Source organism: Acinetobacter sp. LMB-5, from assembly GCF_001541635.1.
Lineage (GTDB): Bacteria > Pseudomonadota > Gammaproteobacteria > Pseudomonadales > Moraxellaceae > Acinetobacter > Acinetobacter pittii.
Genome location: NZ_LRDR01000005.1, coordinates 45011 through 70459, shown reverse-complemented (window position 1 = coordinate 70459; position 25449 = coordinate 45011). Strand labels below are relative to the sequence as shown.

General features: G+C 35.8%; 18 protein-coding genes. 8 read left to right on the top strand and 10 right to left on the bottom strand.

Features of this window, described 5'->3' with window-relative positions; all coding sequences use genetic code 11:
- Positions 1-3: 3 nt before the first annotated feature.
- Entirely contained in the window at positions 4-1338 is a 1335-nt protein-coding gene (locus tag AW165_RS07415; protein ID WP_060465382.1) for a basic amino acid/polyamine antiporter, read from the top strand.
- 55 nt (positions 1339-1393) lie between these two features.
- Here the strand turns inward: AW165_RS07415 and AW165_RS07410 are convergent, their stop codons facing one another.
- The 7 genes from AW165_RS07410 to AW165_RS07380 all read right to left on the bottom strand — a co-directional run bounded on the left by AW165_RS07410 (position 1394) and on the right by AW165_RS07380 (position 10627).
- Complete coding sequence (locus AW165_RS07410; RefSeq protein WP_060465381.1) at positions 1394-3307, bottom strand: esterase/lipase family protein; 1914 nt, start codon at positions 3305-3307, stop codon at positions 1394-1396.
- A gap of 149 nt (positions 3308-3456) precedes the next feature.
- Positions 3457-4164 (bottom strand): YoaK family protein, encoded by a 708-nt coding sequence (locus tag AW165_RS07405; RefSeq protein ID WP_060465380.1) that lies wholly within the window; start codon positions 4162-4164, stop codon positions 3457-3459.
- Positions 4165-4463: 299 nt separating this feature from the next.
- A complete protein-coding gene (locus AW165_RS07400) occupies positions 4464-5978 on the bottom strand; it encodes a T6SS phospholipase effector Tle1-like catalytic domain-containing protein (RefSeq protein ID WP_060465379.1) in 1515 nt (504 codons plus the stop codon).
- Between the two features lie 27 nt (positions 5979-6005).
- Positions 6006-6521: a DUF3304 domain-containing protein gene (locus AW165_RS07395; protein ID WP_060465378.1), complete on the bottom strand. Its 516-nt coding sequence runs from the start codon at positions 6519-6521 to the stop codon at positions 6006-6008.
- 23 nt (positions 6522-6544) lie between these two features.
- Complete coding sequence (locus AW165_RS07390; RefSeq protein WP_060465377.1) at positions 6545-7012, bottom strand: DUF3304 domain-containing protein; 468 nt, start codon at positions 7010-7012, stop codon at positions 6545-6547.
- Positions 7013-7085: 73 nt separating this feature from the next.
- Positions 7086-7988 (bottom strand): DUF4123 domain-containing protein, encoded by a 903-nt coding sequence (locus AW165_RS07385; protein WP_060465376.1) that lies wholly within the window; start codon positions 7986-7988, stop codon positions 7086-7088.
- 2 nt (positions 7989-7990) lie between these two features.
- Complete coding sequence (locus tag AW165_RS07380; protein WP_060465560.1) at positions 7991-10627, bottom strand: type VI secretion system Vgr family protein; 2637 nt, start codon at positions 10625-10627, stop codon at positions 7991-7993.
- A gap of 386 nt (positions 10628-11013) precedes the next feature.
- Here AW165_RS07380 and AW165_RS07375 point away from each other — a divergent pair, with 386 nt between their 5' ends.
- A complete protein-coding gene (locus AW165_RS07375; RefSeq protein WP_060465375.1) occupies positions 11014-11289 on the top strand; it encodes a hypothetical protein in 276 nt (91 codons plus the stop codon).
- A gap of 13 nt (positions 11290-11302) precedes the next feature.
- On the opposite strand, the gene AW165_RS07370 is transcribed toward AW165_RS07375, so the two are convergent.
- Positions 11303-12193 (bottom strand): LysR family transcriptional regulator, encoded by an 891-nt coding sequence (locus tag AW165_RS07370; protein ID WP_060465374.1) that lies wholly within the window; start codon positions 12191-12193, stop codon positions 11303-11305.
- A gap of 187 nt (positions 12194-12380) precedes the next feature.
- Between AW165_RS07370 and AW165_RS07365 the strand changes: the two genes are divergently transcribed.
- From AW165_RS07365 to AW165_RS07355, 3 genes are all read left to right on the top strand, one after another.
- A complete protein-coding gene (locus AW165_RS07365) occupies positions 12381-13325 on the top strand; it encodes a dihydrodipicolinate synthase family protein (RefSeq protein WP_060465373.1) in 945 nt (314 codons plus the stop codon).
- A gap of 172 nt (positions 13326-13497) precedes the next feature.
- Complete coding sequence (locus tag AW165_RS07360; RefSeq protein WP_060465372.1) at positions 13498-14883, top strand: MFS transporter; 1386 nt, start codon at positions 13498-13500, stop codon at positions 14881-14883.
- A gap of 77 nt (positions 14884-14960) precedes the next feature.
- The gene (locus AW165_RS07355) at positions 14961-16307 is read left to right on the top strand and encodes an OprD family outer membrane porin (protein ID WP_060465371.1); all 1347 of its coding nucleotides are present in this window, start codon (positions 14961-14963) and stop codon (positions 16305-16307) included.
- A 59-nt stretch (positions 16308-16366) separates the two neighbouring features.
- Here the strand turns inward: AW165_RS07355 and AW165_RS07350 are convergent, their stop codons facing one another.
- Positions 16367-17191: a hypothetical protein gene (locus AW165_RS07350; protein WP_000826026.1), complete on the bottom strand. Its 825-nt coding sequence runs from the start codon at positions 17189-17191 to the stop codon at positions 16367-16369.
- Positions 17192-17961: 770 nt separating this feature from the next.
- Here AW165_RS07350 and AW165_RS07345 point away from each other — a divergent pair.
- Complete coding sequence (locus AW165_RS07345) at positions 17962-18246, top strand: hypothetical protein (RefSeq protein ID WP_000675273.1); 285 nt, start codon at positions 17962-17964, stop codon at positions 18244-18246.
- A 226-nt stretch (positions 18247-18472) separates the two neighbouring features.
- Positions 18473-19324: a TIGR02391 family protein gene (locus AW165_RS07340; RefSeq protein WP_060465370.1), complete on the top strand. Its 852-nt coding sequence runs from the start codon at positions 18473-18475 to the stop codon at positions 19322-19324.
- A 306-nt stretch (positions 19325-19630) separates the two neighbouring features.
- On the opposite strand, the gene AW165_RS07335 is transcribed toward AW165_RS07340, so the two are convergent.
- Positions 19631-21031: a KAP family P-loop NTPase fold protein gene (locus AW165_RS07335; RefSeq protein ID WP_060465369.1), complete on the bottom strand. Its 1401-nt coding sequence runs from the start codon at positions 21029-21031 to the stop codon at positions 19631-19633.
- A 465-nt stretch (positions 21032-21496) separates the two neighbouring features.
- On the opposite strand from AW165_RS07335, the gene AW165_RS07330 reads away from it, so the two are divergent.
- On the top strand, positions 21497-25204 hold the full coding sequence (locus AW165_RS07330; RefSeq protein WP_060465368.1) for an SIR2 family NAD-dependent protein deacylase: 3708 nt from the start codon (positions 21497-21499) through the stop codon (positions 25202-25204).
- Positions 25205-25449: the final 245 nt, after the last annotated feature.

Here is a 25449-nt window from a genome sequence, read left to right as displayed (position 1 = left end):
GCCATGTCTGCTGCCAAAATCGGATTATTGTCTCTTACAGCGCTGGTCTTTAGTTCTATGGTGGGGTCAGGCGTATTTAGTCTTCCCCAAAATATGGCTCAAGTTGCCAACGGCTCTGCCCTTCTTGTTGCATGGCTCATTACTGGGGTCGGCATTATTTTCTTGGCCCTCTCATTGTTGCATTTAACGCGTCAACGACCAGACCTTGACGGCGGTATTTATAACTATGCACGCGAAGGCTTTGGGGACCTGATCGGGTTTTGCTCGGCGTGGGGCTATTGGTTGTGTACTACCATTGGTATTGTGGGTTATGTGGTGATTGCCTTTTCAGGCGTCGGCATGTTTACCGACAGCAAAGACCATATTATTTTTGGTGAAGGTAATACACTCTATTCACTGATTGGCTCAAGCATTTTTGTATGGCTGGTACACTGGTTAGTGAGTCGAGGCATTAAAGAAGCGGCGATTGTGAATTTACTGGCAACCATTGCCAAAATTATTCCAATGGTGGTTTTCATCTTCTTTACCTTCATTGCCTTTAAGTTTGATCTATTCAAACTCAACTTACATGACTTTTCTTTGCAAGTTCCACTTTGGCAGCAAGTGAAAGACCTGATGTTGATTACCCTTTGGGTATTTACCGGTATTGAAGGTGCTGTAGTTTTATCATCGCGTGCAAAAAAACGTCATGATATTGGTAAAGCAACTATTTTAGGTGTTTTGCTAGCATTAAGTTTTTACGTGATGGTGACAGTATTGGCTTATGGGGTGGCGAGTCGTGAAGCCCTTGCAGGCATGCATAACCCATCTATGGCGACCATTTTACAGCAACTGATTGGCTTGCCGGGTACCATCATTATTACCATCGGGTTGATTATTTCAGTTGCATCCTCTTACTTAAGTTGGACCTTATTTGCCACTGAAATTCCATTTTTAGCTGCAAAAAATGGTGCTTTCCCGAAATTATTTTTAAAGAATAACCAAAATAATGTACCCATTTCATCACTTTGGTTGACGACACTGGTCGTACAAGGTTCTTTAATCGCCGTGTATTTTTTCAATAAAAACTACACTCAGCTTTTATTGATTTCATCGGTCATGATTTTGCTGCCTTATTTTCTGGTGTCAGCTTTTTACCTTAAAGAATCCATTCGCCATAAACGCATGCCGCATATTGCGATTGCAAGTGTCGCTTCAATCTATGCGCTTTGGTTACTCTATGCAGCAGGTTTAGACTTACTGCTGTTGTCTGGTGTCTTGTATTTGGTCGGCTTGATTATTTTTTCAATCAGCTACTTTGAGCATAAAAAATCGCTCAAACAAAATCAGCTAAATTAATTATTTCAACCACTGTTGACCCAGTTCAGCAGTGGTTTTCTAAGAATAAAACTCTCTACTTTGAAAGCTGCGACTGCTTTAAATGCAATCGTAAAATACGGCGTAATTCTAAAATTGCCTCAGGGCTAGTTTGAATCGAATGTCCACCTTTAATAATTAGTTCTGACTGTTCACCACCCAAGTGTGAACTTTGATAAGGCACAATTCCATCACTGCTTTTTAACTTATCAGTTGTCCCGTTAATATTGCCCATAATCGAGTGATAGACCACTTGTGGCGATGGTTGAATGGCTTGAGTCAACTGCATAAAGTTAGAAGAGCGACTTAAATTACTCGCCCCATTTTCAATTAAGCCTTTTCTGAGTTTTGTATTTTTCTCATCTCGCATTTCAACCGCAATAAAAAAATCAGCGGGCAAACGAATAATACGGCGGGCAATTTGGGTAAACCATCGGTCAGCGTAGTCTGTACCATGATGCGGTGCCGAAACAAACACAACTCGATTAAAATATGGCAAAGCTTTGAACTGAAAACGCTCTTGAATTACTGGATTTTCTTTTAAACGGTTTAGCTGTGCTTCATTCATTTTTTGCATGGCTTGCTCTGAAACATCGGCATTGCTCACCAGTAAACGGCTAATCACTCCACCCATGCTATGCCCGACCAGCACTGCATCGTGTGCAGCATAACTGTCTTTGGCAATGTTTTGAAAAGCCTGATTCAGCAAAGAATAAATCTGAAAACGACTTTCAAAAATTGGCATATTGGTTGAATAAAACACCTGCCAAACCTGATAATTTTTCCTTAATTCAGCATCGCCCATAATGTCATTGGTTAGGCTCACCCACGCCTCTGGGCTACTTGCTAAACCATGAACAAACACAATAATTTTCTTATTCGGGTTAAAAGGTTCCAGCATATATAAATGCGGCATGATTAAATTGGCTTCTTTATTAATTAAAGACCAATAACCTGCCGCACCTAAATTATATTTCGACAACCAAAGCCCATAAGGAGCCGAATAGTTTGCAGTCAGTGGATAGTCCACACCTTCAATTTTTACACGGTCTTGTCGATATGGATCGAACATCGCAATTTCTAACTCTGCCCCAGCAATCACCTGATCGGCTGTGGCTTTTTGTTTTGGGTATGCAATAGCAGTGGCTGGAAAGAAGCGTGGTAAATGAATATTAGGGTTGGCTTGGTGAGCATAAAAATTATCTGGGTCTAAAATGAAGCCGTGATTCACATCATTTTCTTTACGCCCAACAATAAACTCTGCCCCCAAACCATCCTTACGGTTGACGGTATTAAAACCGGAAAAGTTCATGTTATAGCTGGAGCGAAAAGTATCGACTTCAATTTTTTGTACATCTAACGCGTGGTCAAAATTGACATGGTACTCATGCCCATCTGCTTTCAGCAATGGCGGAAAACGATGCGTATTTAAATGATTAAAATACGTGGTCATAAGCTTTGACAAGGCCACGTTATAAAAAATACGTACCTGATTTTGGCGATGGTCAAATACCCGATCAAACGGTGACTCTTCAGAATCAAATAAATAGACATAACTATAGCGTAAGCTTTTATCGAACAGCGCTAACTCTTGCTCAACGCAACTGTTACTTTTATTAATGACGTTACACTGGCTACTACGCCCGACATCTAAAGCTTTTGCCAGGTAAATTTCACTCAGCGCGGCATAGCGTTCTTCTCGGCTACTATTTTCGGACAGGCTCTGAATTTTCTTTAAACAATCATCAAAATTTTGTAGGCAAGTTTTTTCATCTTCTTTGACCAAATACAGTAAGTTTTGGGTTTGATGACTTAAGGTGCCGTCGGTTAGAATACTTTCATTCTTACTTTTTAAAGCATTGCTTAAATTACTTTCTTTTAAATGAATGACCTGACAGCCACTGAGCAAAGCCATTATTGTTATGATTGAATAATGGTAAGACTTTGTCATTCTGCCTTCCTTAATCGAATGTATTCCCCATCTGGTCATTATGCCTGTAAAGCAGTGAACGAACAATTTCGACTCCGCTTTCATTTTCCTTTATTACGAAAAAAAGCCTGAACTCATTTTAATTCAGGCTAATTTGTTATTTTTTCGAATTAAGCTTGGTTGAACTTTTGCTGTGAAGCTAAATATGAAAAATACAAAATTGGTAAGATAAACGGCGCTACACTCCAGAAATCAAAATAGACATAAAGTATCGCCCCTAAGAAAGCACCAATCACAAAGCCAATTACAATACTGGCACTTTTAAGCAAACTTGCCCGATTAGCCGCATTATTATTTTTAAGCAAGTTAGCAATATCAATCCCAAGCTGGGTAGTGTTGCCTGTCATCATAGTACTTGGGCTAATATTTTTAATGAGGGTTTTGCTTGATGTATTACGAATAGCCAAAGCAATTAAACCTAGCCCACCCGTTACTACAACTGTTAGTGCATCAGGATCTTTAAATGGCTCAAAGTAAAGCCCTGCCACCATAAAGGCACATAGAAAAATAGCTTCAAATAAAAATAAATAAGACAGTGTCTTGTGCTTGACCTGACTGCGGTCAATCAACAGTTTGGTAATGACAACAGTCAAAATAAATAGTGGAATAGCCGCAAGCTTAATCCATAAACCCGAGCCACCTTTAACCCATGCTGCCCCTGCCAACACTAAGTTTCCCGTCACATGCGCGGTGAAAAAGCCAAACAATGCAATAAAGCCAATAGTATCAATTGCCCCACCCACCATGGTGAGTAAAACAGGATCTCGACATATTGCCCATGTACTTTCTATGTCTTTTTTAATTGGGGTATCTGTCATTACACTTCCTATCAAATACTGGTTTTTTAATTAGAAATTTTTTGTCAGAAATTTAATATAAACTTCCGTCTTTATAACAACAGATCTTTATGTAAAAACCTAGCTATTCATTTTAAGACAGATTGTATTTACACAAGATACAATGTAATTAGCTTTTTTATTTTTAAAGCTAAGGTATTTTAAATGCATCTCTAAGATGCATTTAAAAAGCTATCTGTCTGTTGAGCTTGTTCATAAGCATCAATAAACTGCGTTTGCGATATCTCTTGTTTAGGAATAATACAAATTGCTTTATTGAATTAAGTAGGTCGAACGATTCCTCTAGAGATAAAATAATTAGGTGCTTTACCATCATTGAGAATTGCTTGGAAGTCACTGGCTTCAGCAATAAAGCCACCGACTGAATCACAAACATAGTTTTCAAAATAGTAAATCACTTCTTTTGGTAAAGTACTTTTGCGATCTCTGCCTTTTATCACATCATACGGTCTTGCACCTTCTGGTACATAAACATTTAGGGCCTGACGAATATTTTCAAACAAGCCATCATTGAGTTTTGTTATAGCAGTGATTTTTTCTTTTCGGCCGATTCGCTCTCTCGTTTTACGATGAATAAAACGAGCATATCCACCTTCGCGTATCCATTGATGATATAACGCTATTTGGCTCTGCATTTGCTGTTCAAAAGAGGTTCCTCCTTTGACATATCCCATAAAATTATTTAAATCTTGTTGCCATTTGGAATCAAAAGCATAAAATCTTGTAAAAACTATTTTACGTTGCTTGGAAGCACTTAATTCATTCAGGGTAAAAAATTTTAATCCATAAGCACAGGCACGGTTATACATAGCATGTAAAGTAATACGAGACAAACCTAAAATACGTGCCTGTTCCATAGGCATATAACCTCCCCCGACATTAGAATGTACACCAGGGTAAACCTTTTGGTCATGAATAAGCCCTTTTACAGTATTTGCCGTAGGTTTACCTGTGGGAGTTAAAGGAAAAGACTGCCGCATTTCAAGAGACGCGACCAAGTGCATACTATGCTCTATATAGTCTTCAATACGTGTTCTATATAACTCAGGATTTTTATTTTGCCCAGCATTACCAATTGACTCTACTGTGTCAAAAATACCTAAAAAATTTGCTTTTAATGGTTTACCTCTATAAAACAATTTTTTGCTACTGCCTGCGCCTTGGGTAGTCACATTCGGGGCATGCTGTAACCAGTTCATAAAAATACGAGCTTCTGTTGCACCACGTGAGAACCCAAAAGCAGAAATATTGATTTCAGTAATTCCTTTTTGTTTATAAATATCATCCAAATAAGCAACTAACTCAAAAATAGCTTTCTGTAAACGTTGTTGTATGCCTAATGCAACACCTAACCCCAAAGCTCCTTGTACACCTTTACCACTCTCGCTATAACCATGTTTACGCCACTCAGCATCGGTAATATCAATTTTTTTACCCTGTAAACCTCGTGCAGCAGCAGTTATTTTTGCTGAGTCCACTACTGAGTATTTATCAAACCTGAACTGTGTACCTAAACCTTCATAATAAAATTTTTGAATTCCATTTAATGGAGCCTGTTTATGAGCTTCAAAAAGAGCGACTACATTGCTTTGGTTTAAAGTTGCCGCATCAACATCTTTATTATTTCCTGTACCATCAAAAAAGAAACTGACCCAAACCGGCACATGACAGGTTTTACAGGGGCTTTCTGTAGCCTTACCATCTTTTGCTAAAACTTTGGCAGCTATAAGCATATCTCTCACGGAACGGGTTTCATTTTGTATTGCTTGAGTCATAACTGTTGTCTTGATATTTATAAAATTTCAATCGGGATACTCTATTCGAGCTGCTTCATTTTCCGAGATAGTGCTCCACATTTCAGGAGAGTCCAATACAATCTTTTTAGCCTTTTCACCCAAAGCTTTATCAAATAAATCTTTACGTGGACTTGGCCAACGCATTGAAACCTCTATTACCCCCGTATTATTTGGAAAATAATGTAAAACCGCAAAAGAACGGGGAGTATCTTTGAGGTTTTCTACAGGAACTTTAATATGGTACTGCTTATAACCATCACCCCGATCTGTATAAAAGCTTACGTCGGCAGTATTACTGTTTGCCACTAAATGAACACAACAAGCTGATCCTGAACCACCTACACTACCTAATCGTTCTGCTCCATCAGCAATAGTACTTCCTTTACCATTGACCTGAATTTCGCCAAGCCCCTCCGTACTATAGTTATAAACCATAAATGTTAAATCGACCGTTTCGGCCTGACAGGCAACCATTAGCGGCAATATTGCTGCCGACAGTATTAATTTCAAAATATTCTTCATTATTTCATTCCAATTTGTCGTATTTAATCTGGATACTCTATTCGGGCTGCTACATTTTCAGGAATCGTATTCCACATTGTTGGAGAATCTAACTGAATATTTTTTGCTTTATTCCCTAGTGCTTTATCAAATAAATCCTTACGGAAACTTGGTCTACGCATTGAGACCTCAATTACCCCTGTATTATTTGGGAAATAATGTAAAACTGCATATGATTGGGGAGTGTCTTTGAGGTTTTCTACGAGAACTTTAATATGGTACTGCTTATAGCCATCGCCTTGATCAGTATAAAAGCTTACATCGGCAGTATCACTGTTTGCTATTAAATGAACACAACAAGCTGTTCCAGCCTCTCCTACACTGCCTAATCGTTCTGCTCCATCAGCAATCGTACTTCCCTTACCGTTGACCTGAATTTCGCCAAGCCCCTCCGTACTATAGTTATAAACTAAGAAAGTTAAGTCGACCGTTTCCGCCTGACAGGCAACCATGAACGGAAGTATTGCTGCACAACATAATATTTTTAGAGGTTTTATCAATGTATGATCTCTGTAATAAATATATTTAGACTTGAACTTCTTGATATCTTTTATACCAATCGTCCAGCTCTTCTAAATCAATTTCATCAGTCGTTTTTTGAAAACTCATTGCTGTCATTTGAGTTTTATTTAAAGCTTTTTTAAAAGGCCCTTCGGCAAGAAAGAACTCACCAAATTTGTGATATAAAGTACTAAATAAAATTTCATCTTCAAAACTGATCAACTGTTGTTTTTTAGCCTCTTTAAGCAAGTTTATTGCTATTTCATAGAGCTGATAAAAAGGTAACTCTTTTAAATTTTCATCATATTCTTTTAATAGAGGCATTAGTCGCATTGGTTTAAGATTAATATTAATCTCTTTAAACTCATCCTCTGAAAAACTTAATGTCGTAAGAATGGAGCGATTGGTTGGAACATTATCTAAACGATGAAAAGTATTATCAATATTTTGCCAAATCCAATAGTTAATTTTAAATGATAAGATTTTTCTCCATTTCAACTCATTCAATACACTTACCGTTGCATGAAAAGCAAAGTTGTCTTGAAATCGAAATAAAGCACTTTTTCCATTAGGTTGCTTAATTTCCATAAGTTCATCAAGATGTTCTTTAATTTGTTCAATTTCAAAATAAGAAGTGAAGAAATTCAGCCCACCTTGGTCTCTAATGTTTTTAATTAGCTCAATATTCTTAATGCATTCTTCATGAGTAAAAGAATAAAGTAGTGCTCCATTTTCTTGTAGATTTTCAGAAAAATCTGAGTAGAGGTTTATTTTCTGCCCACCATCAAATGGAAAATCCTTACAAAAGCTATCCACACCTGAAAAAGAACTACTATCGATTAAAAAATAATAAAAGCTTTCATCAACCTCTTCTGTAGGTGCAAATATATTTTCCAAAAAATCTGGCGATTGAGTAAAAATTTCCATGACTATCCCTCAAAACCAACGAAGGCTTCATGTGATTCACTCGCGTTCTTCATACAACTCGCCGTTTTTTCTTTAAATGACCACGTTAGTTTTGGTAAGTCAGCCTTTGCACCACTCAAAAAGACATGCTGACCTGCTTTAACTTCAAATTTTCCAGAGGTGGTAATAAATACACCACTTCCATTAATTTTGATTTGGGATTCTTTAGCAGTTAAAGTAATTTCTTCTGGCGAAGTAAGTTCAATATTGGATTTAACAGACAAAATTTTAACAACCTCATTCGCAATCATTTCAATTGATTTTTCATGAGTTTGTATTTCTAACTTTCCTTTGGCACTAATAATTTGCATAAGGTCTTCATAAGAAAAAAGACTTAGTTTCTTTTGACTTGCTAAAACCGTATTTTGATCACTCATCAAATTAATATTTTCTTTAGCTGAAATATGAGTATTTAACTGACTTTGAAGAAGAATATTTTTAGATGAGTTTAAGGTAATATCTGCTGGACTCGTTAGAATAATAATCGCTTCTTTTAACGTTTGAACTTCAGCCTCTTTACCTGCTGCCTCTAAAGCCTCAATACTTTTTGTCAATGTCGCTAAAGCATCTAGTGCCATGACTTTATGTTCTTTTACATTATCTTCTAGAACTGTATTCCATCCTTTATGTGTTTTTAAATCAGCAATCGTCTGCTCTAGATTAAGCGCATCATGAGCTGCATTTTTTTGTTTATATGTTGAAATCAGTAAACCGTCACCTGCGCGTACAGCTCCCCATTGATCAGTTCTAAGTTCAAAGCCTTCTCCCCGACCTTCGCTTGTAGCGCTGTCTTTAGGATGACTTAAGTTACCTAGATTTAACTGACTCGCCCCATGACTACTGTGGAGTTGAGTACTAATTTGCCCAGTCGTATCATCAAAACGAAGTTGGTTAAATCCAGACCCACCTACCTCTTTAGAGCGAATACCACTTAACTTTTTGGTATCGGGTAGCTGACCTTTAATATCAAATTTTGTGGGTGACCGTTGCCCTTCATGAATTCGGCCTGTAACAAATGGACGATCAATATTTCCATCAAAAAAGTCAATTACAACGATTTCACCCACTCGTGGCAAAAAGCGAGCACCGTATCCTTCCCCTGCCCATGGAGTTAATACATCTACCCAAGCCGAGTCAGTATCATTGTCATTACTTCCTGCACCTCCATCATGTTGATGATCATCGGTACGGGTAAATAAAAAACGAACCTTGATACGCCCCCATTCATCTACATGAATTTCCTCTCCATCTAAACCCACTACTTTGGCTCGTTGCACATGGGCCGAGGGGCGATGTATTAATGGCTCAAACTCTGGAACAATATCAATATAGCGGCGTACAACCATGAGTTCATTGCCTTGTCGTTCTTGCGCTCGATCATGACTGACTTGCCAATAGCTCAAACTTAATAGTTGCTCAACTTGATCACGTATATCTTTAGGCAGGTTATTCTGGTTATAAAACCGCTTACTTAAAATCAAAAATTCTTTATCAGAAATTTCATGATTTCTTTCAAGTTCAGGGTGTTCATTTAACTGAAACCAATAGCCAACTTGAGCATCCCGTACACTACTTTGAGCAATAAAATATTTTGCCTGTAAAGCTTGATATTGATTTAATTGTTTATTGAGTTTTTCAATCTGACTATTACTTGAAGTAGTTGCCTGATCTTCTCCGTTTAAGTCCGTAATCCAAGCAGGTGCAATTGTCCATGCCTGTTCAAGACTTAAACTTTCATTATCACGTTGTGAACTATGCTGATGTGCGCTTAAAACACTGCCACTTGCATCTTCTTGACTTAAGTTATCTGATTGCCAACGTTGAAGATGGATTGCCGTGGGTTGCAACTGTCTTTGTGCAATAAAACTGGTAATACTGTCATTTTGTTCAGTTGCATCACTTCTATGATAGCGAATAGCTCGGCGCTCTAAGACTTTATACTCATGATTATGATCAATAAGGCGTAGTTTTTGAGGCCCAATCGTCTGGCTATTGCTCAAGACCATAGTCTCTGATTCATCAATTAACCAGTTGATCCCTTCTTCCCGCATGAGACGGGTTAAATACGCATAATCACTTTCATTCGACTGCATAGAAAAAGGTCGAATATCATAACTCTTGGTTAAGCCACTGCTATCTAATTGTAAACTCGCAGCAAATAAAGGACTTTTGTGTTGCCATTCTTTAAAAATAAGCTCAATTATTTCTACAGCACTTTTGTTCATAAACACCCGACTATTACGTCGTTTGTGCCATAAACTGGTTGCATCTTGCATAGTCAGTTTATATAGGCAAAGTGCGCCATCACTTTGTCCTTGACTCGCCCCTGTAATAATTCCTGTCGTTCTAAATAATGTGCCCGAATCTGTTACTTGTTCTACTGCAACCTGACAACCTATAAACTTCTTTAAAGGAATATAAGGATTTGTTGATAAACAAATAAGTTCAGCAGAAAGCCCTTCATTTATGGAATGAAAACCATCAACACGTTGTAAAAAAACCTGATTATTTATTTCAGGATTGGCAAGATAAATATGCAGTGCCCGTTTTTGTGAAGCAAAACCAATTTTGTCTAAGAAATCAAAGATATTATTTAACACTGTTATTTTAACCACAAATGATCCATTTTATTTTAACAAATAGATCCAACACACTCAAACAAAGAAGCTTATAGATTTTTAATAAACTTAAATATAATCAACAAAATAAATAGAATAATATTTTTGTATTTAAAAGTTATTTTAAAATAATTTTCTTGTCTTATTTATAATTATGATGTGTAAGATATATTATTTTTACTTAATAATATTTATGTATTTCTAAAACCTACATGACGTATTCAGTTAGACATTTTAATGTCAAATCAATTTGACCTCTAAAACCGTTCTAACTATGATGAAGCCTCTGGTTGATATCAACTGGTTTTGAACCTGAAAAAGTTATGCCAAGATATGGATAATGAAAAACAACAATCAAGAGTAGATATATGTCACTTTATAATTTTTCAGTTTTTCTAGGTGGATTATTATTTGTATCGATTGCCTCTGCTGGCTATAAAAGTAATGCACACCGTGATTTTTACTCAAAATGCATCGCAGCTGGCCATAGCCGTGCAAGCTGTACATGCATTTATCATCGTTTAGAACGCCAATACTCTCCTAAGCTCATGCATAAACTTGGAAGTTTGAGTTTACAAAGCCCTGAGATACCGCGTGATTTTATAAAATCCATGAGGCGTACTATGCAACAGTGCCAGTCATAAAGTTATGGGTTGATTAAAGCAAATCAGCCAAATTCCTAATTTCTTCCATCACTGCCTTACACGCAGGCGTTAAATAGCCGTGCTTAGAAATAGACAAAGAAATATAACGCTTGAGTGCGGGGTTAATAATTTTTGCAGCTTGAATTGAGGTGTATTGGCTAGCCTTCTTTAACGCTTGTGGCCCCAGCATGGTATACATGCGAGACTCGGAAACCAAATGGGTTTGCAAACTAATCGAGTCAGCTTCAAACACAATATTTAGTTCTACCCCATTTTCATAGGCCATGTGGTCTAAAAAATTGCGCCAGTTACTTGGCCTGCAAAACGTGACTAGCGGTAACTCACTTACTTCTTTAAATTCGACTTCTTTTGCCTGAGTAAGCGCATCACCTTCGCAGCCGACCAAATAGGTATCGGCTTCGGTAAGGTAAACATCGCCCTGTTTAGGCGTTGGGTTAAACCGATAGAGTATAGCTAAATCGACGCTGCCATCTTCAAGCCATTTTTCTAAATGCACGCCTTGCCCTTCACGTACCGACAGTTTAATTAAGGGATATTTCTCTTGAAGGACTTTATAGAGAGTCGATAACAACGGATGTGCCGTAGACGGCAAACTTGCAATGCGAACCGTACCAATCGGGGTGTCGGTCGAATGCAAAATTTCATTATTCAGTTGGTCGGTTACGTTCAGCCATGAACGAATTTTAGGAAGTAAATGCTGACCTAAATCGGTGAGTTCGACGCCGCGGCCAGTTCGGTTAAACAAACGACCACCACATTGCGCTTCAAGCTCGTTCATTTGCCGACTAATTTGCGGTTGGTTGGTGTTATGCAGCATCGCGACTTTGCTTAAGCTACCGAGTTCCACCGCGTCTAAAAATATTTTCCATAATTCATAATTCATCGATTCGTCCTAAATCGTAAATAGGCAGCATTTTGAGCCATACATTTTCAGTATAACTGAAATTCAAGAATTGGTAATTCCTACATAGCTCACCTATTTCTATACTCCAATCATGTTCTCTACAACACGATTTAAGTCAGATTAAGAACCAGAGAATATTTAATTACACTGTATAGGAAGTACGATTATGAGTTTAGATTTACGTGGATTAACCCCAGCACCTGTGACTCCTTTTACCCGTGACGGACAAGTAGACCATGATGCAATTCAACGTTTAGGTTCATGGTTAGGCAGTATTGATGGTGTGAAAGGCTTGGTTGTTCTTGGGCATGCAGGTGAAGGAACATTCTTGTCGCAAAAAGAACAAATGCAAGTCATCGAAAGCTTTGTTAAATCGGTAAATGACAAAATTCCGGTAATCGCAGGGATTACACTCGAAGGTACTTCGGTTGCAGCTGAAGAAGCAAAACGTGCAGTGAGCGCAGGCGCTTCGGCAGGTTTGATTTACCCTTCACACGGCTGGTTGCGTTTTGGCTATCAAAAAGGCGCACCACAAGACCGCTATAAAGCAATTTATGAAGAAAGTGGTTTGCCATCTATTTTATTCCAATATCCAGATGCAACGAAGGCCACTTACGACCTAGAGACTCTACTCGACATTTCTGCACAGCCAGGTGTATTTGCCATGAAAAATGGTGTGCGTAATATGCGCCGCTGGGATGTTGAAATTCCAATTATTCGCCGTGAACGTCCAGACTTACAGGTGTTGACATGCCACGATGAATATTTGCTTCACACCATGTTTGATGTAGACGGCGCATTGGTTGGCTACGGCAATATTGCCCCTGAACTGCTAATTGAAATGATTAAAGCAGGTAAAGCTAAAGATTACGCTAAAGCTCGTGCGATTCACGACCAATTATTACCAGTGACTCGCAATGTCTATCATCGCGGTTCACACATGGAAGGCACCGTCGCGCTTAAACATGCATTGGTTGCTCGCGGAATTTTGGACCATGCCACTGTGCGTTCGCCTCTGCTTCCACTTGCAGATGGTGCTGAGCAAGAAATTCATGATGCGATGCGTCAAGCCGGAATTGGCAAGGTCGATTTAACCCAAGCCGTTGCTTAAATTCTATTCGGGCTAGCATGTACGCTAGCCTTTTTTTCCTGTACGCTGCCTGAGGCCAAACATCGGGCATGTCTCTTAAAAACAATAATAAAAAGCATGCAAACTGTGGTGAACAGGTAGTGCGAAATAGAACAAAAAAACTACGAGGAATGTAGTAATAAGGAGATAGAAGATGACAAATCTAGCGGATGTAGAACAAATTAGTCATCATCAAAAAAATGCGGAAATTATTGCAAGACTTGAACGGCTACCCGTCACTGGTCGGTTGCAATTTATGCGTATTACCATTGGTATAGCGACCTTTTTTGACGCTTATACTGTTCTAGCAATTGCCTTTGCTTTACCCCAACTCATTACCGAATGGCACCTCACGCCTGCCTACGTCGGTGCGATCATTGCCGCGGGCTATGTCGGGCAACTGGTTGGTGCGATCTTTTTGGGTTCTCTTGCCGAAAAAGTCGGTCGTTTAAAAGTACTGTCTTTTACTATTTTACTGTTTGTGGCAATGGACATTTCCTGTCTGTTTGCATGGAGCGGAATGTCGCTGTTAATTTTCCGTTTCTTACAAGGTGTTGGAACAGGTGGCGAAGTGCCTGTTGCGAGTGCCTACATTAACGAGTTTATTGGTGCAGAAAAGCGCGGTAAGTTTTTCTTGCTCTATGAGGTTTTATTCCCACTTGGTCTTATGTTTGCAGGCATGGCGGCATTTTTTCTGATGCCAATTTACGGCTGGAAAGTCATGTTTATTGTAGGCCTAATTCCATCTTTACTGGTCATTCCTTTACGGTTTTTCTTGCCTGAGTCACCACGTTGGCTTGCTTCGAAAGGCCGTTTTAAAGAAGCAGATCAAGTTGTTAAAAGCTTTGAAGATGGTGCCATCAAAAGTGGTAAAACTTTGCCTGAACCTGTGGTTAAAGAAATTAACCCACAAGGCATGGCAAAAACCGACTGGCGCGAGTTGTTCCGTGGCATCTACCGCAAACGTACCTTTACCCTGTGGGGCATGTGGTTTTGCGTGTATATGGTGAACAATGCCATGGTGACTTGGCTGCCATCTCTCTACAAACAACACTTTGGTCTGTCGCTTCAAACCAGTTTAGGTTATGGCTGGATTACTTCGGGTGTGGGTGTGATTGCTTCTATTATCTGTGCGTTAATGATTGATAAAGTCGGCCGCCGTCCTTGGTACAGTGCAGCGTTTTTCTTGGCAATTATTCCACTCATGAGCCTCTCGGTTTTAGGCGCAAAATCGGCGATGGAAGTTGTAATTTTCGCAACGATTAGCTATGCCATTTTGCAGACGATTTCATTCTCTTTATACCTTTACGCTGCCGAACTTTACCCTACTCGCCTACGTGCGATGGGCATTGGTTTTAGTACCGCTTGGTTACGTGCCGGCTCTGCAATTGGCCCTGTTATGGTGGGTCTGGTTGTTGGTGGTTACGGCATTCAATATGTGTTCAGTGTGCTGGCGGTTGTGGCACTCATTGGTGGCCTAGTGACCTTCTTGTTTGCCATTGAAACCAAAGGCCAAGTGCTCGAAAAACTCTCTCCTTAATTCATCCAGTTCATAAAAAGTTTGCCTAACCCAGCGTTAGGCAAAGGGCTTATTCATACTTAAAAAAGGAATTTAAAATGAATAAATATTTGCTATGGGGCTGTATTGGCTTAGGCAGTGTGAGCAATGCGTATGCAGAACTTCCTCAAGAATTTGGCAAGTTAGAATTAAAACTTAACACCCGTTACTGGAACGATGAAGGCACTGCCCACCCCACGCTTGCCAACCCTTCACCTTCGTCGAGTGAATATGAACAAAGTGCCTTAGGGCTTGAGTTAAATTATCAGTCACCTTACTTGTGGGACTGGCTTGGGGTAGATGGCTCACTCTATGCAGTCACCAAGTTATTTGACTCTGGCAAGCCGAGCGCTCAGCTTTTAGAAGTCGAAAATAATGGCAAGCTTGAGCAAAACTTTGCAACTTTAGGACAGCTCTACATCAAAGCAAAACTGGGCGATAAAGGCGAAATTAAATTAGGCCGTCAGTTGCAAGACTCACTGTTGCTTAAAAGCACCAATAACCGCGCAGTGCCCGATACTTTTTCGGGTGCGAGTGGACAGTTTCAATTGAATGATCAGCTACAGACTTACATGGCTTACTATGACCGCTGGAAACCGCGCAGCATGGACTCATTTGAAAAACTGGTGACTGAAAATGACGAGCGCATTGATTATGTCGGTTTGCTGGGTGCCAAGTATCAGTACAAAAACTGGAGCATGAATATCGAATATTTAAATAGCAAAGATTATTTAAAAAAGTACGGGGCGATTGCTCAATATAAACTGCCCTTGCATGGCTTGGTGTGGACATTTAACACAGGTGCTTTTTTCTCGCGTGACGATGGCAAGCTGTTTAAATGCAGTGCCGAGTCCGAGCTGGACTGTACCAAAGGCCAAGACATTAACAACCGTGGGAATGGTTATTTTGTAGATGTAAATGTGGCCAAGAATAATCTCGAAGGTGGCATTGCCGTTTCAAAGTTTGATGGTTTTTGGATAGAAGATAACTTTGCCGTGCACTCGGCCCGCAACTCGGTTTTAACGCAAGACCACGGCACCAACCCGTTTCCGACCTCTGCGACCATTGGCCCTGACTTTACCAATAACGATGAAACCGCCGTTGCCCTTCGCTTGAAATATAACTGGAAAGACTACGTGAAAGGTTTAAAAACCGAAGCGAAGTATATTTATGGCTTTGGCGCTCACCAAAGTAACATTAGCAGTGATATTGATGGTAAAGAGCGTTACTTTGACTTTACAGTAAGTTATGCCTTGCCATGGGTGAAAAACTTAGATGTGCGTTATTCATTTTTGCATTATGAGTCAAAGTTCGAAAATGCAAACCTAGGTGAAAAAATAAATGGTATGTCTCGTAAAGATTGGGACCAGCACCGTGTATTTATTAATTACAGTTATACATTTTAAGTTCAAGCTAAGCTCAACGCTTAGCTTTAAAACAGCCTTTCAGCTTATGGAATTAAGCTCTATACTCTTTTTTTGCATTCAAAAAATGATTTATAGGCAAATCCCTTACTAACAGCATATTTATCTATAGAGTTTTCATGAATGGGTTCATCATAGGCCTTATTTATTAAATCCATTTTATATTTTGAGTACTCAGGATATCTATAAAGATTCTGCTCATTTGAGTCTAACTGCATTGTTTTACTCACTCCAGCTTGACGTGCTTTCATAATATTTTCAGCCATCTCAAAACCAGCTTTACACAATAAATCTTTTTTTTCGATCTGGTATTTTTCTTCCTGCATTTGAAGTAGATCATCTTTAGTAGGAATTACATTGTTTGGTCCAAGATCTCTAAAAGATCTAGTAGAACTCCAGTTAATACGACTAAAAGCTACATCACTTGGGTCTCTACTGTTCTTTAATGCATCGATAAGATATTGGTCGCGGTTACCTAAGATATAAGTGTTTAAATCATTATCTAATAAAATAACTAAGATATTTTTATTAGAACTGTCATAGGCAACATAACTTTTAAGATTTTGTCCTACAAATTTTTGATTCTTTTGCCAAAAATAGGTCGTTATAACATTTTCCTGTAAATTTCTCTTTGTTAGACAAGCGCTCATATCAAAATCCCCAGGTTTTAAAACGCCAAAGGGATGTAACCTTGCAATAAGGCCAATCGTTAAGTCCTTATCTAACTTAAGCAAACTAAAACCATTGACCTCACATTCTTCAAATTGTTTATCTTTTAATTTATAGATGTCATTAATTGAAGTTAAATTTTTAGCATGTAATGTAGTACAAAACGCTATTACCCCACATAAAAGTAATCTTTTCATATCATCAAGTCCTGTAATTTCGAAATAGAATACTCATTTTTATAGAAAAAATACATGGTAAGCCTCTTAAAGGCTAAGACCAGCACCGTGTATTTATTAATTACCGTTATACATTTTAAGCACAGGCTAAACGTTTAGTTTAGCTTTATTATTTTTATTAATTTTTGGCTTTATAGATATTAACTTTTGAGTTTAATTAAAATATAAATTTATATTTAAAATTTTTATAATATTTTATTTAAATTGAATTGACCTATTAAAAACTTATGATTATTATGGTCCCGCTGGCCTACATTGCCAGTCGGTTTTGACAGACCGCTATACATACAGCGCATCAGATTTGCTCCTTCTGAGGGGGAGATCTGTGTGTAAAAACCACCGTCCCCCTCACGTTGCGGTAGGGCGGAAGGGGGACACCTTCGGGTGTGCTGGTTCTGTATGTCCGGTCTGTCAACCCTCTTTCGTTCTACCACCCTAATCAATTGACGGTGATTTTTGGTGGTAGAGCTCCATACATTTTAAGGAGTTGACCATGCCACGATATAAACTTATCCCCTCTCCCTTATAACCTTTTTATTTATTTAAAATTTAGGTTTTCTATTATCTAAATTTTCAAATTTATAAATTATTTTTATTTTAAAATTTAAGTCATTTTATTTTATTGCTTTTATAGGCGGGTTAACTATTGCCTTTAAAAATGATTTTAAAACTTAAAATATAGCGGTTTATTTTTTCTCATTGAGATATCCCCAAATCATCACGAGAATAATATGAAATTTTATAAAACTATTTTAGTTTTAGGCCTCGTTGTCGGCGATTACAGCGTTTCGGGTTGTGACCTACGCACGCAGCAGGAGTTTGAAAAAATTTGCCTGTCGGGTGGGCATACCCAAGCCAGTTGCGACTGTATTTACCAACGGCTTGAACAAGTGTATTCGCCTCAGCTCATGCAACGTCTAGAACATGTCAGTTTGCAAAGTCCTGCTCTCCCACAGGACTTTGCCCCTACTTTTTTTAGTGTAATGCGGCGGTGCGATAAAAATGACATGGGCTAAGCATTTGGCTTAGCTCCCTTATCTCTGTGCCGCAATGGTGGATGACTTTAAATCAGCGCAAAAAATTAAAGTTCTGTTGTGGCACGGGGGCCTTAGGGGGAACGTGATCGTTCTAAATAAATTAAGATTAAAAAATTACAGTGAACTCATATTTCCATAAGCTATAGATTTTTAATAAATTATATTTCATTATTCACTCTACATTTAACAACTACTAATTATTCAAATGTTTAAAACTGAAAATTATTATCACGTAGAGTTTTGGGGAAATCAGGGAATAACTCAAACCTGTCTAATGAGTCTTTGTAATTTAATTCAAACTCATTCAGATTTAACCTATGCTTTGCTTCTTACCAATGAGCAGACTCATGCCTTTATTATTAAAGACGAAAATGAGAGCTTTTATGTAATACGCTCAGGTTTTACCTCAGGATATATGGGTGAAGGCCCTAGAGGCTTAGCAACAGCACTAACATTATTAAAAAGACATCAAATAGAAACTGAAGAAATATTGGTAAGTTCAAAAATTTTAAGAAAGACAAACAATTCAACTTTAAATGACTCAGAAATTGAACTTCTATTTAAACAAGAAATCATCCGTCCAATCAGACTACACGATTATATCTATCCATTTACAAAAGAAGTTTCAGAAACTCTTAAGCGTAAACGCTACTATCCTCTGGAACTACCTTATTCAATTTTAGATAATAGAATTTTTGACCTTGCTCTACTTTTTAAGCACGATCCTGACTCTGCTCTTCTAAAAGCTTACAAACGTCTAGAAGATATACTTCGAACAAGAACAGGACTCAATGAGCATAGTAATACTTTAATGTCTAAAGCTTTCAATATTCCGAGCTCGTCCCTTACATGGAATGTTCCAAATAATGGCGAAAATATTGGTCGAGCAAATATATTCATTGGTACTTATCAAGCTTTTAGAAATGCACGAGCACACCGAGAATCAAATGGAAACTATACCCAAATTTTTAGAGAGTTTCTTTTAATTAACGAATTGTACTTATTAGAAGCTGAAGCAATTGAAAGATCCACTCTTGAAGAGCCCATATCTAATTAAATAAAAAAGAGCTCAGCAGAGCTCTTACTTACTTTATTGTAATGCGCAGTATATTATTAGTTTTAGTACTTACTAAATTCACCTATAAAGTTCTACTACTTATTCTTAATACAGTATAAATAATAGAACTCAGATAAAAACAAGTCTATTATCAAAAAAGAAACATTGCTAAGTACCCTATTATAATTATCGATTTATTTATTATCACCACACTAACTCAGATTACTTTTAGAATCACAATATAAGTAGTATCAATAAAACTTAATTTAATTAGTTTTTTCTGTTAATTAAATCCATGTTATAAATTTAATTAATAATAAATCCTGAATTTATATAATTGTCCCAACTTTTAACAAAATCATCCCCCCTATCAGAATGGCTAGCCATTAGCTCCGCCTTCAAATTTTTCTTAAATTCTTTTGTTTGTTCGCTAAGTTGTTCATCCGTATATTCCAAATAATAATATTTAATTAAATAAGTCAATCCTGAATCATTATAACTTATATTGTTTTCATAGTATTGATTGGAAAATTTAACTAAATTTTCATAATCATAATTATTTTGCCTGAATGAAGAACGATTCTTAGAATACTGACTCAATAGGGTAATAAATATATCTAAAAATTCTTTTTCAGTCATTCGACTAGGATGCATAGATTTTTGTTCCATTGCTAAGTAGATAAAAGCCATCGTCCTAGATGCAACATAATAAAAATTATTCATTAGTGCCATTTTTTGTAAAACTCTAATCAAATCTCGTGAGTTAAGATTAAAAATTTCTGATAATAATAAAATATCTGTATTATTTAATTTTAAATTAAATTTTTGTGTGTAATTTTTAATAACTTCAATATAGCTACCACTTTCTCGTTTTGGAAATTTGATATTTAAATCAATAAATTTCTCTAGATAACTATTCGCGGACTTAAACCCATAAAAACTATTAATTGATTCTCCTAATTGAGCCTTATTCGTTGAAAGTACAAAAACAATATTAGGTATATCAAAAAAATGCTTAATTCTTTCAATTAATTTTATAGAAAACTCAGGTTTACATCGATCTAGCTCATCTACAATAAAGATTAATGGGGTTTCTAAGTCTTTAACCAAGTTACCTAATGCTTCTTTAAAGTATTTCAATTCATTTTTATTAGTATTGTAATTATCAACCAACTCCGTTAGGTGCTCTTTTAAACCATCTTCTAATAGCTCTCCTGCTTTTTCTCCCGCTTCACCAGTAGCTTCTTTAACTGCTGTAAAAGTTTCCTGAACACTTTTACTAAAGTATCCCGCCCCCATCAATGTCATAGCTAGTGACCAAATAAGCATTGGTAAATTTGGAAGAACCGCATGATAAGCATTAATAAATTGATCTTTAAATTTCGTAACAACTGCTTTATCAGCTTCAACAACATTAAGGATTTCCATAGATAAAATTAGAAATGGATCTTCAACAAAATCATGTGCAAAAGCATCAATATAAATAACTTTATAATTATTCTTTTCTAAATTAGCTTTCCAATTTTTTACGAACCATGTTTTGCCTGCTCCCCATTCTGCATCTAAAGCAATTGTAGCTCCGCATTGCAAATTTGAAACGAAGTGAGTTAATTTTTCACTGAGTTGCTTACGCCCCCATAAATCGCCTTTGAACGGCTCAATAATTGCTTCTTCGCGATCTTTGATAAATTTAATATGTTGATTCATATTTATAATTAGCTTAATAAAAAAATTAAATTACATTTTTCACTAAAAAAAATCAATTATTCAAAAAAAATACTTATAGATTAGTTATTTTACGTTTCTAGAATTTTTCACACCTTTCAAAACCAATAAAATTTAGATTTTCACTCTTGTTTTATAAAAGTATATTTGCATCAAAATTATACCCATAAAAAAGCCGCTCACGATAAATATATGACTTATTTAAAATATTTTGATGGGATAGCAACAATTGGCCTGAAAACATATCTTTTTCAATAATAAAAATTAATTTTCAGGAATACAAATTGGGATACAAAAGTCTTTTTATTACTCTCTAATGCCCCAGCTAATGTTATACATAAAAGAAGTATAAATAGACTTTATTTTTTACTTAATTTTCAGGTAACTATTGAAGAATAAACTTTAAAATTATAAATTTATTAAATAATTAAAGATGAGTGATAATCTATGAGTATTCCTGACCAAAGTCATATTAATCATATAAGAGATTTATTATGGGATACTAGTTGTGGTGGTGCATCAGTGATGATAGGGGCAGGTTTCAGTTTAAATGCTACCCCTATTAGTCCATCCGCAAAGAAGTTCCCTCTTTGGTCTCAAGTAGCTAAAAACTTATGCTCTAAACTCTATCCTCCTTCAGAACAAACTAGATTAAAGCAAGCTTTATCAGAGGCGTCAGGCACAAGTGGTTTCTTAAGATTAGCTCAAGAATATGAAATTGCTTTCGGAAGAGGAAGTCTTCATAACTTCATTCAAGAATCTGTACCAGACTTAGAGCATCAACCATCCGAACTCCATTATCAATTATTAGAGCTACCATGGAGAGAAGTTTTAACAACAAATTGGGATACGCTACTTGAGAGAACACAATTAGAAATACCAGAAAGATCTTATAGTATTGTTCGTACAGTAGATGAATTATCTTGTACCCCTTCTCCCCGCATAATAAAGTTACATGGAACTGTACCTTCACATATACCATTCATTTTTACAGAAGAAGACTATAGAACATACCCTAAAAAATTTGCTCCATTTGTTAATACCGTTCAGCAAATTATGATGGAATCAACAGTACTATTATTAGGGTTTTCTGGAGATGATCCTAACTTCCTACAATGGTCAGGTTGGGTCCGTGATAATTTAGGTGATTCAGCCCCTAAAATTTATTTAGCAGGTTGGTTAGGCCTTTCTCCACATAGAAGAAGGATGTTAGAAAATAATAATGTTGTGCCAATAGACATAGCTAATCATCCCAAAGCTCATGAATGGCCAGAACATTTACGTCATCAATATGCTACAGAATGGATTATTAAAACTTTACAATATGGACAATCATATAAGAGTAAATATTGGCCATCTACTCATAACTATACTGATTCTGTTATAAATGATTATTTATATCCTATCGAAAAAAATATACAAAATACGCCTAAAAGTGATTCTAGAATAGGTCTTTCGGATCCTATACCTTTAGAAAAATTTCGTGAAATTCTAGAGATATGGGAACACAATAGAAGTATATATCCAGACTGGATTGTACTACCAATTGAGAAGCATCCTATTTTAGATTTATCAATACAATATTGGGAAAATGAGTTTTTATTTAAATATGATGATCTTTCTGATGATGAGAAATTTAAATTTTTAACCGAAATCATATGGCTCTATCAAATCAAATTAGTGCCTCTTCCTCATGATATTGATAAAAAATGGTGTACTTTTGTAAAAAAATTCAACTTCAAAGAAAAAACAATTAATGGTGTTTCAAAAACTAGTGAATGGAGCAAAATACAGTTAGGGTATATTAATAACTCGTTGTACTCTTTAACTAGCAGTCGTCTAGCACTAGACGATGAAGGTTTCAATAATAAGCTCTTAGATATCAATTTATTTGAAAGCTATTCAATAGAAATAAAAAATTACTTAATTCATGAAAGATGTCAATGGCAATTAATTAATCTAGATTTTATAAATCTCGAAAAAAATTTAGAAATTTGGAATGTAGAAAACAGTGACCCTATATGGATGTTTAGAAAAGCATCTCTTCTTCTTGAACTTAACTTAACCTATTATGCTAGAAACTTAATTATCAAAGGCTTTACTATTTTAAAGAAAAATCCTGATAAATCTAATAAATATACTAATTCTTCCCGTGAAGGATGGGCCCTCTTAAGTATCCCAGCATTAAACTTTAATAATCAGGAAGTATATGATTTATTAAAAATAAAAAAGTTCAACCTCTCTGAGAGACAAGATCAATTAGCATTATCTTATTGTAATACAAACGATCAAATTTCAAAATTTATTAATAACTTAAACAAAAGAAGAGAAGATAATGAAAAAATATCTAACCCCAACTTTGACTTATATAAAAAGAGAGGAGAAACTTTAAGAATTAATAATTATAAATATCAATCAATTTGTAGTGCATATCAGTGCATTCTTTTAACTGAAGTAGCAGGACTTCCTCTTAGATTAAATAACTTTAAAGTAGGTATAGATTTAATTGGATCAGTTATTAGCAATTATGAACTTATAAATCTTAAGCTTGCAATGCGTTTAGTAATAAGACTTCAACCTATCGATGATGACAAGTTAATAAATAATATTTACTCAAGAGTAAGTATAGCTTGTCTAGAAAAAGATGAACTAGATAATTTAATTAATCAGGTTAATAATTTATTAAATTATGCTATTCAAAAGTATAATCAAACACCAGATTTATTTTGGATAAGTTATATTAGAAGCTGTTTAGAAATTCTTTCTCGTTTAGTAATTAGATTACGTAATAGAGAACTTGATGACCATCTAGATCAATGTATAGCTTTAATAAATAATATAAATTTATTTAAACATCGATGGTTAAAAAAACCTCTATATAACTATTTAAAAAGATGTTGGGAAGCTAGTTCACAAGAAATTAGGTCAGAAAGAATTTATTCTCTATTAGAACTTCCGATAGATAGTCAAAGTGATCTATTATTCAACTTATATAATATTATTTATGATAACAAAACAACCATCATATTAAAACCCAATAAAATACATAAAGATAGAATTCAAAAAATAATTAATATAATAGTTTCTGGTTTAAAACAAACAGGAAGACCTAGATGGGAGGCTTGTCTTCGCTATATTTTGATTTCAGAAATTCTTACTAAAAATCAAAAATCTCTTATTTCTGAATATTTATGGAAAAATGATGTCTTAACAGATGAACACTTTCCTTTAGATACGAATATTTTTGATTACAATTATATTGTTTCACCATTAATAGATAAAAATTTAGCAATAGATATATTTAAAAAACGTTATTTTAAAATTTTTGAAAACCAAAAAGAAATCACTAATTTTATTTTTGAAATTTCCAATTCCATAGAAGTTTTAGAAACTACTGATGAGGATCAAGAAATATTTAATATAAATTTGTTAAGTTGGATAGATATTGTTATTAAAACTCTAGATGAATATGATCCAAATGAAATTATGTATCAATTCTATGATCCAACTAAAGAATTTCAAGATATCTTTATTTCTTTAAGGTATATATTAATGAATATTCGTCCTTCAAAAAAATTAATAAAGAAAATCTTTACTAATATGTACACTTTAAGCAATTCTGGAATCTACTGCTATCATTTAATTGGTTTTTTATTAAAAGATCCTGAAATTCCAAAAAATGAGCTGCATAGTTTTATAAGAAAAGGGCTAATTTCTGATAATGAAGAACAAGCCAAATATGCTATGTATGGTTTATATCTATGGATAGAGATGTCATTTAAAAATATAGTAAATGATATTGAATTCCCAGTTGAAGATTTAATAAGAGAAATTGGGCTTGCTATATCTACTCGTCGTAGAAATAATCTTCCACAAGCATTACTAGCAGCTACCTCTATATTTAAAAATGGCTCTCAAGATCAACAAAGTATAATATCTAAATACGTTCTTGAAGGATTAGAATACTTACTCATAGAAACAAACTATAAAGCAAAACAGAAAGATCCCGAGCATGTCCCTATCATTAGGTTAAATTGTTATAGATTAGCTTATACTATTTCAAAAACAATTTTTTCAGAATCTATTATCATCAAACAATGGTTAGAAGAAGGTAAAAAAGACCCTCTACCCGAGGTAAGTAATATTAGTTTTTAATAATATTATGATCTAGTAATCTAACCAAAGAAAAATTACTAGATCATTTTTCCTAATAACCACAATCAGCTGGTGTCACTTCAACACTAAAAAGAAATGAACCATCAAAAGCATAATTGTAATATATAGCATGTGAACCAGACTTAGCTGCTATTTGTCCTTGTCAAACTGAGCAGACATTGTTCAAAGCTAATTGTTTTAACTCTAAAGAATAACTCTCAAATTCATTAGTATATGTAGGAATA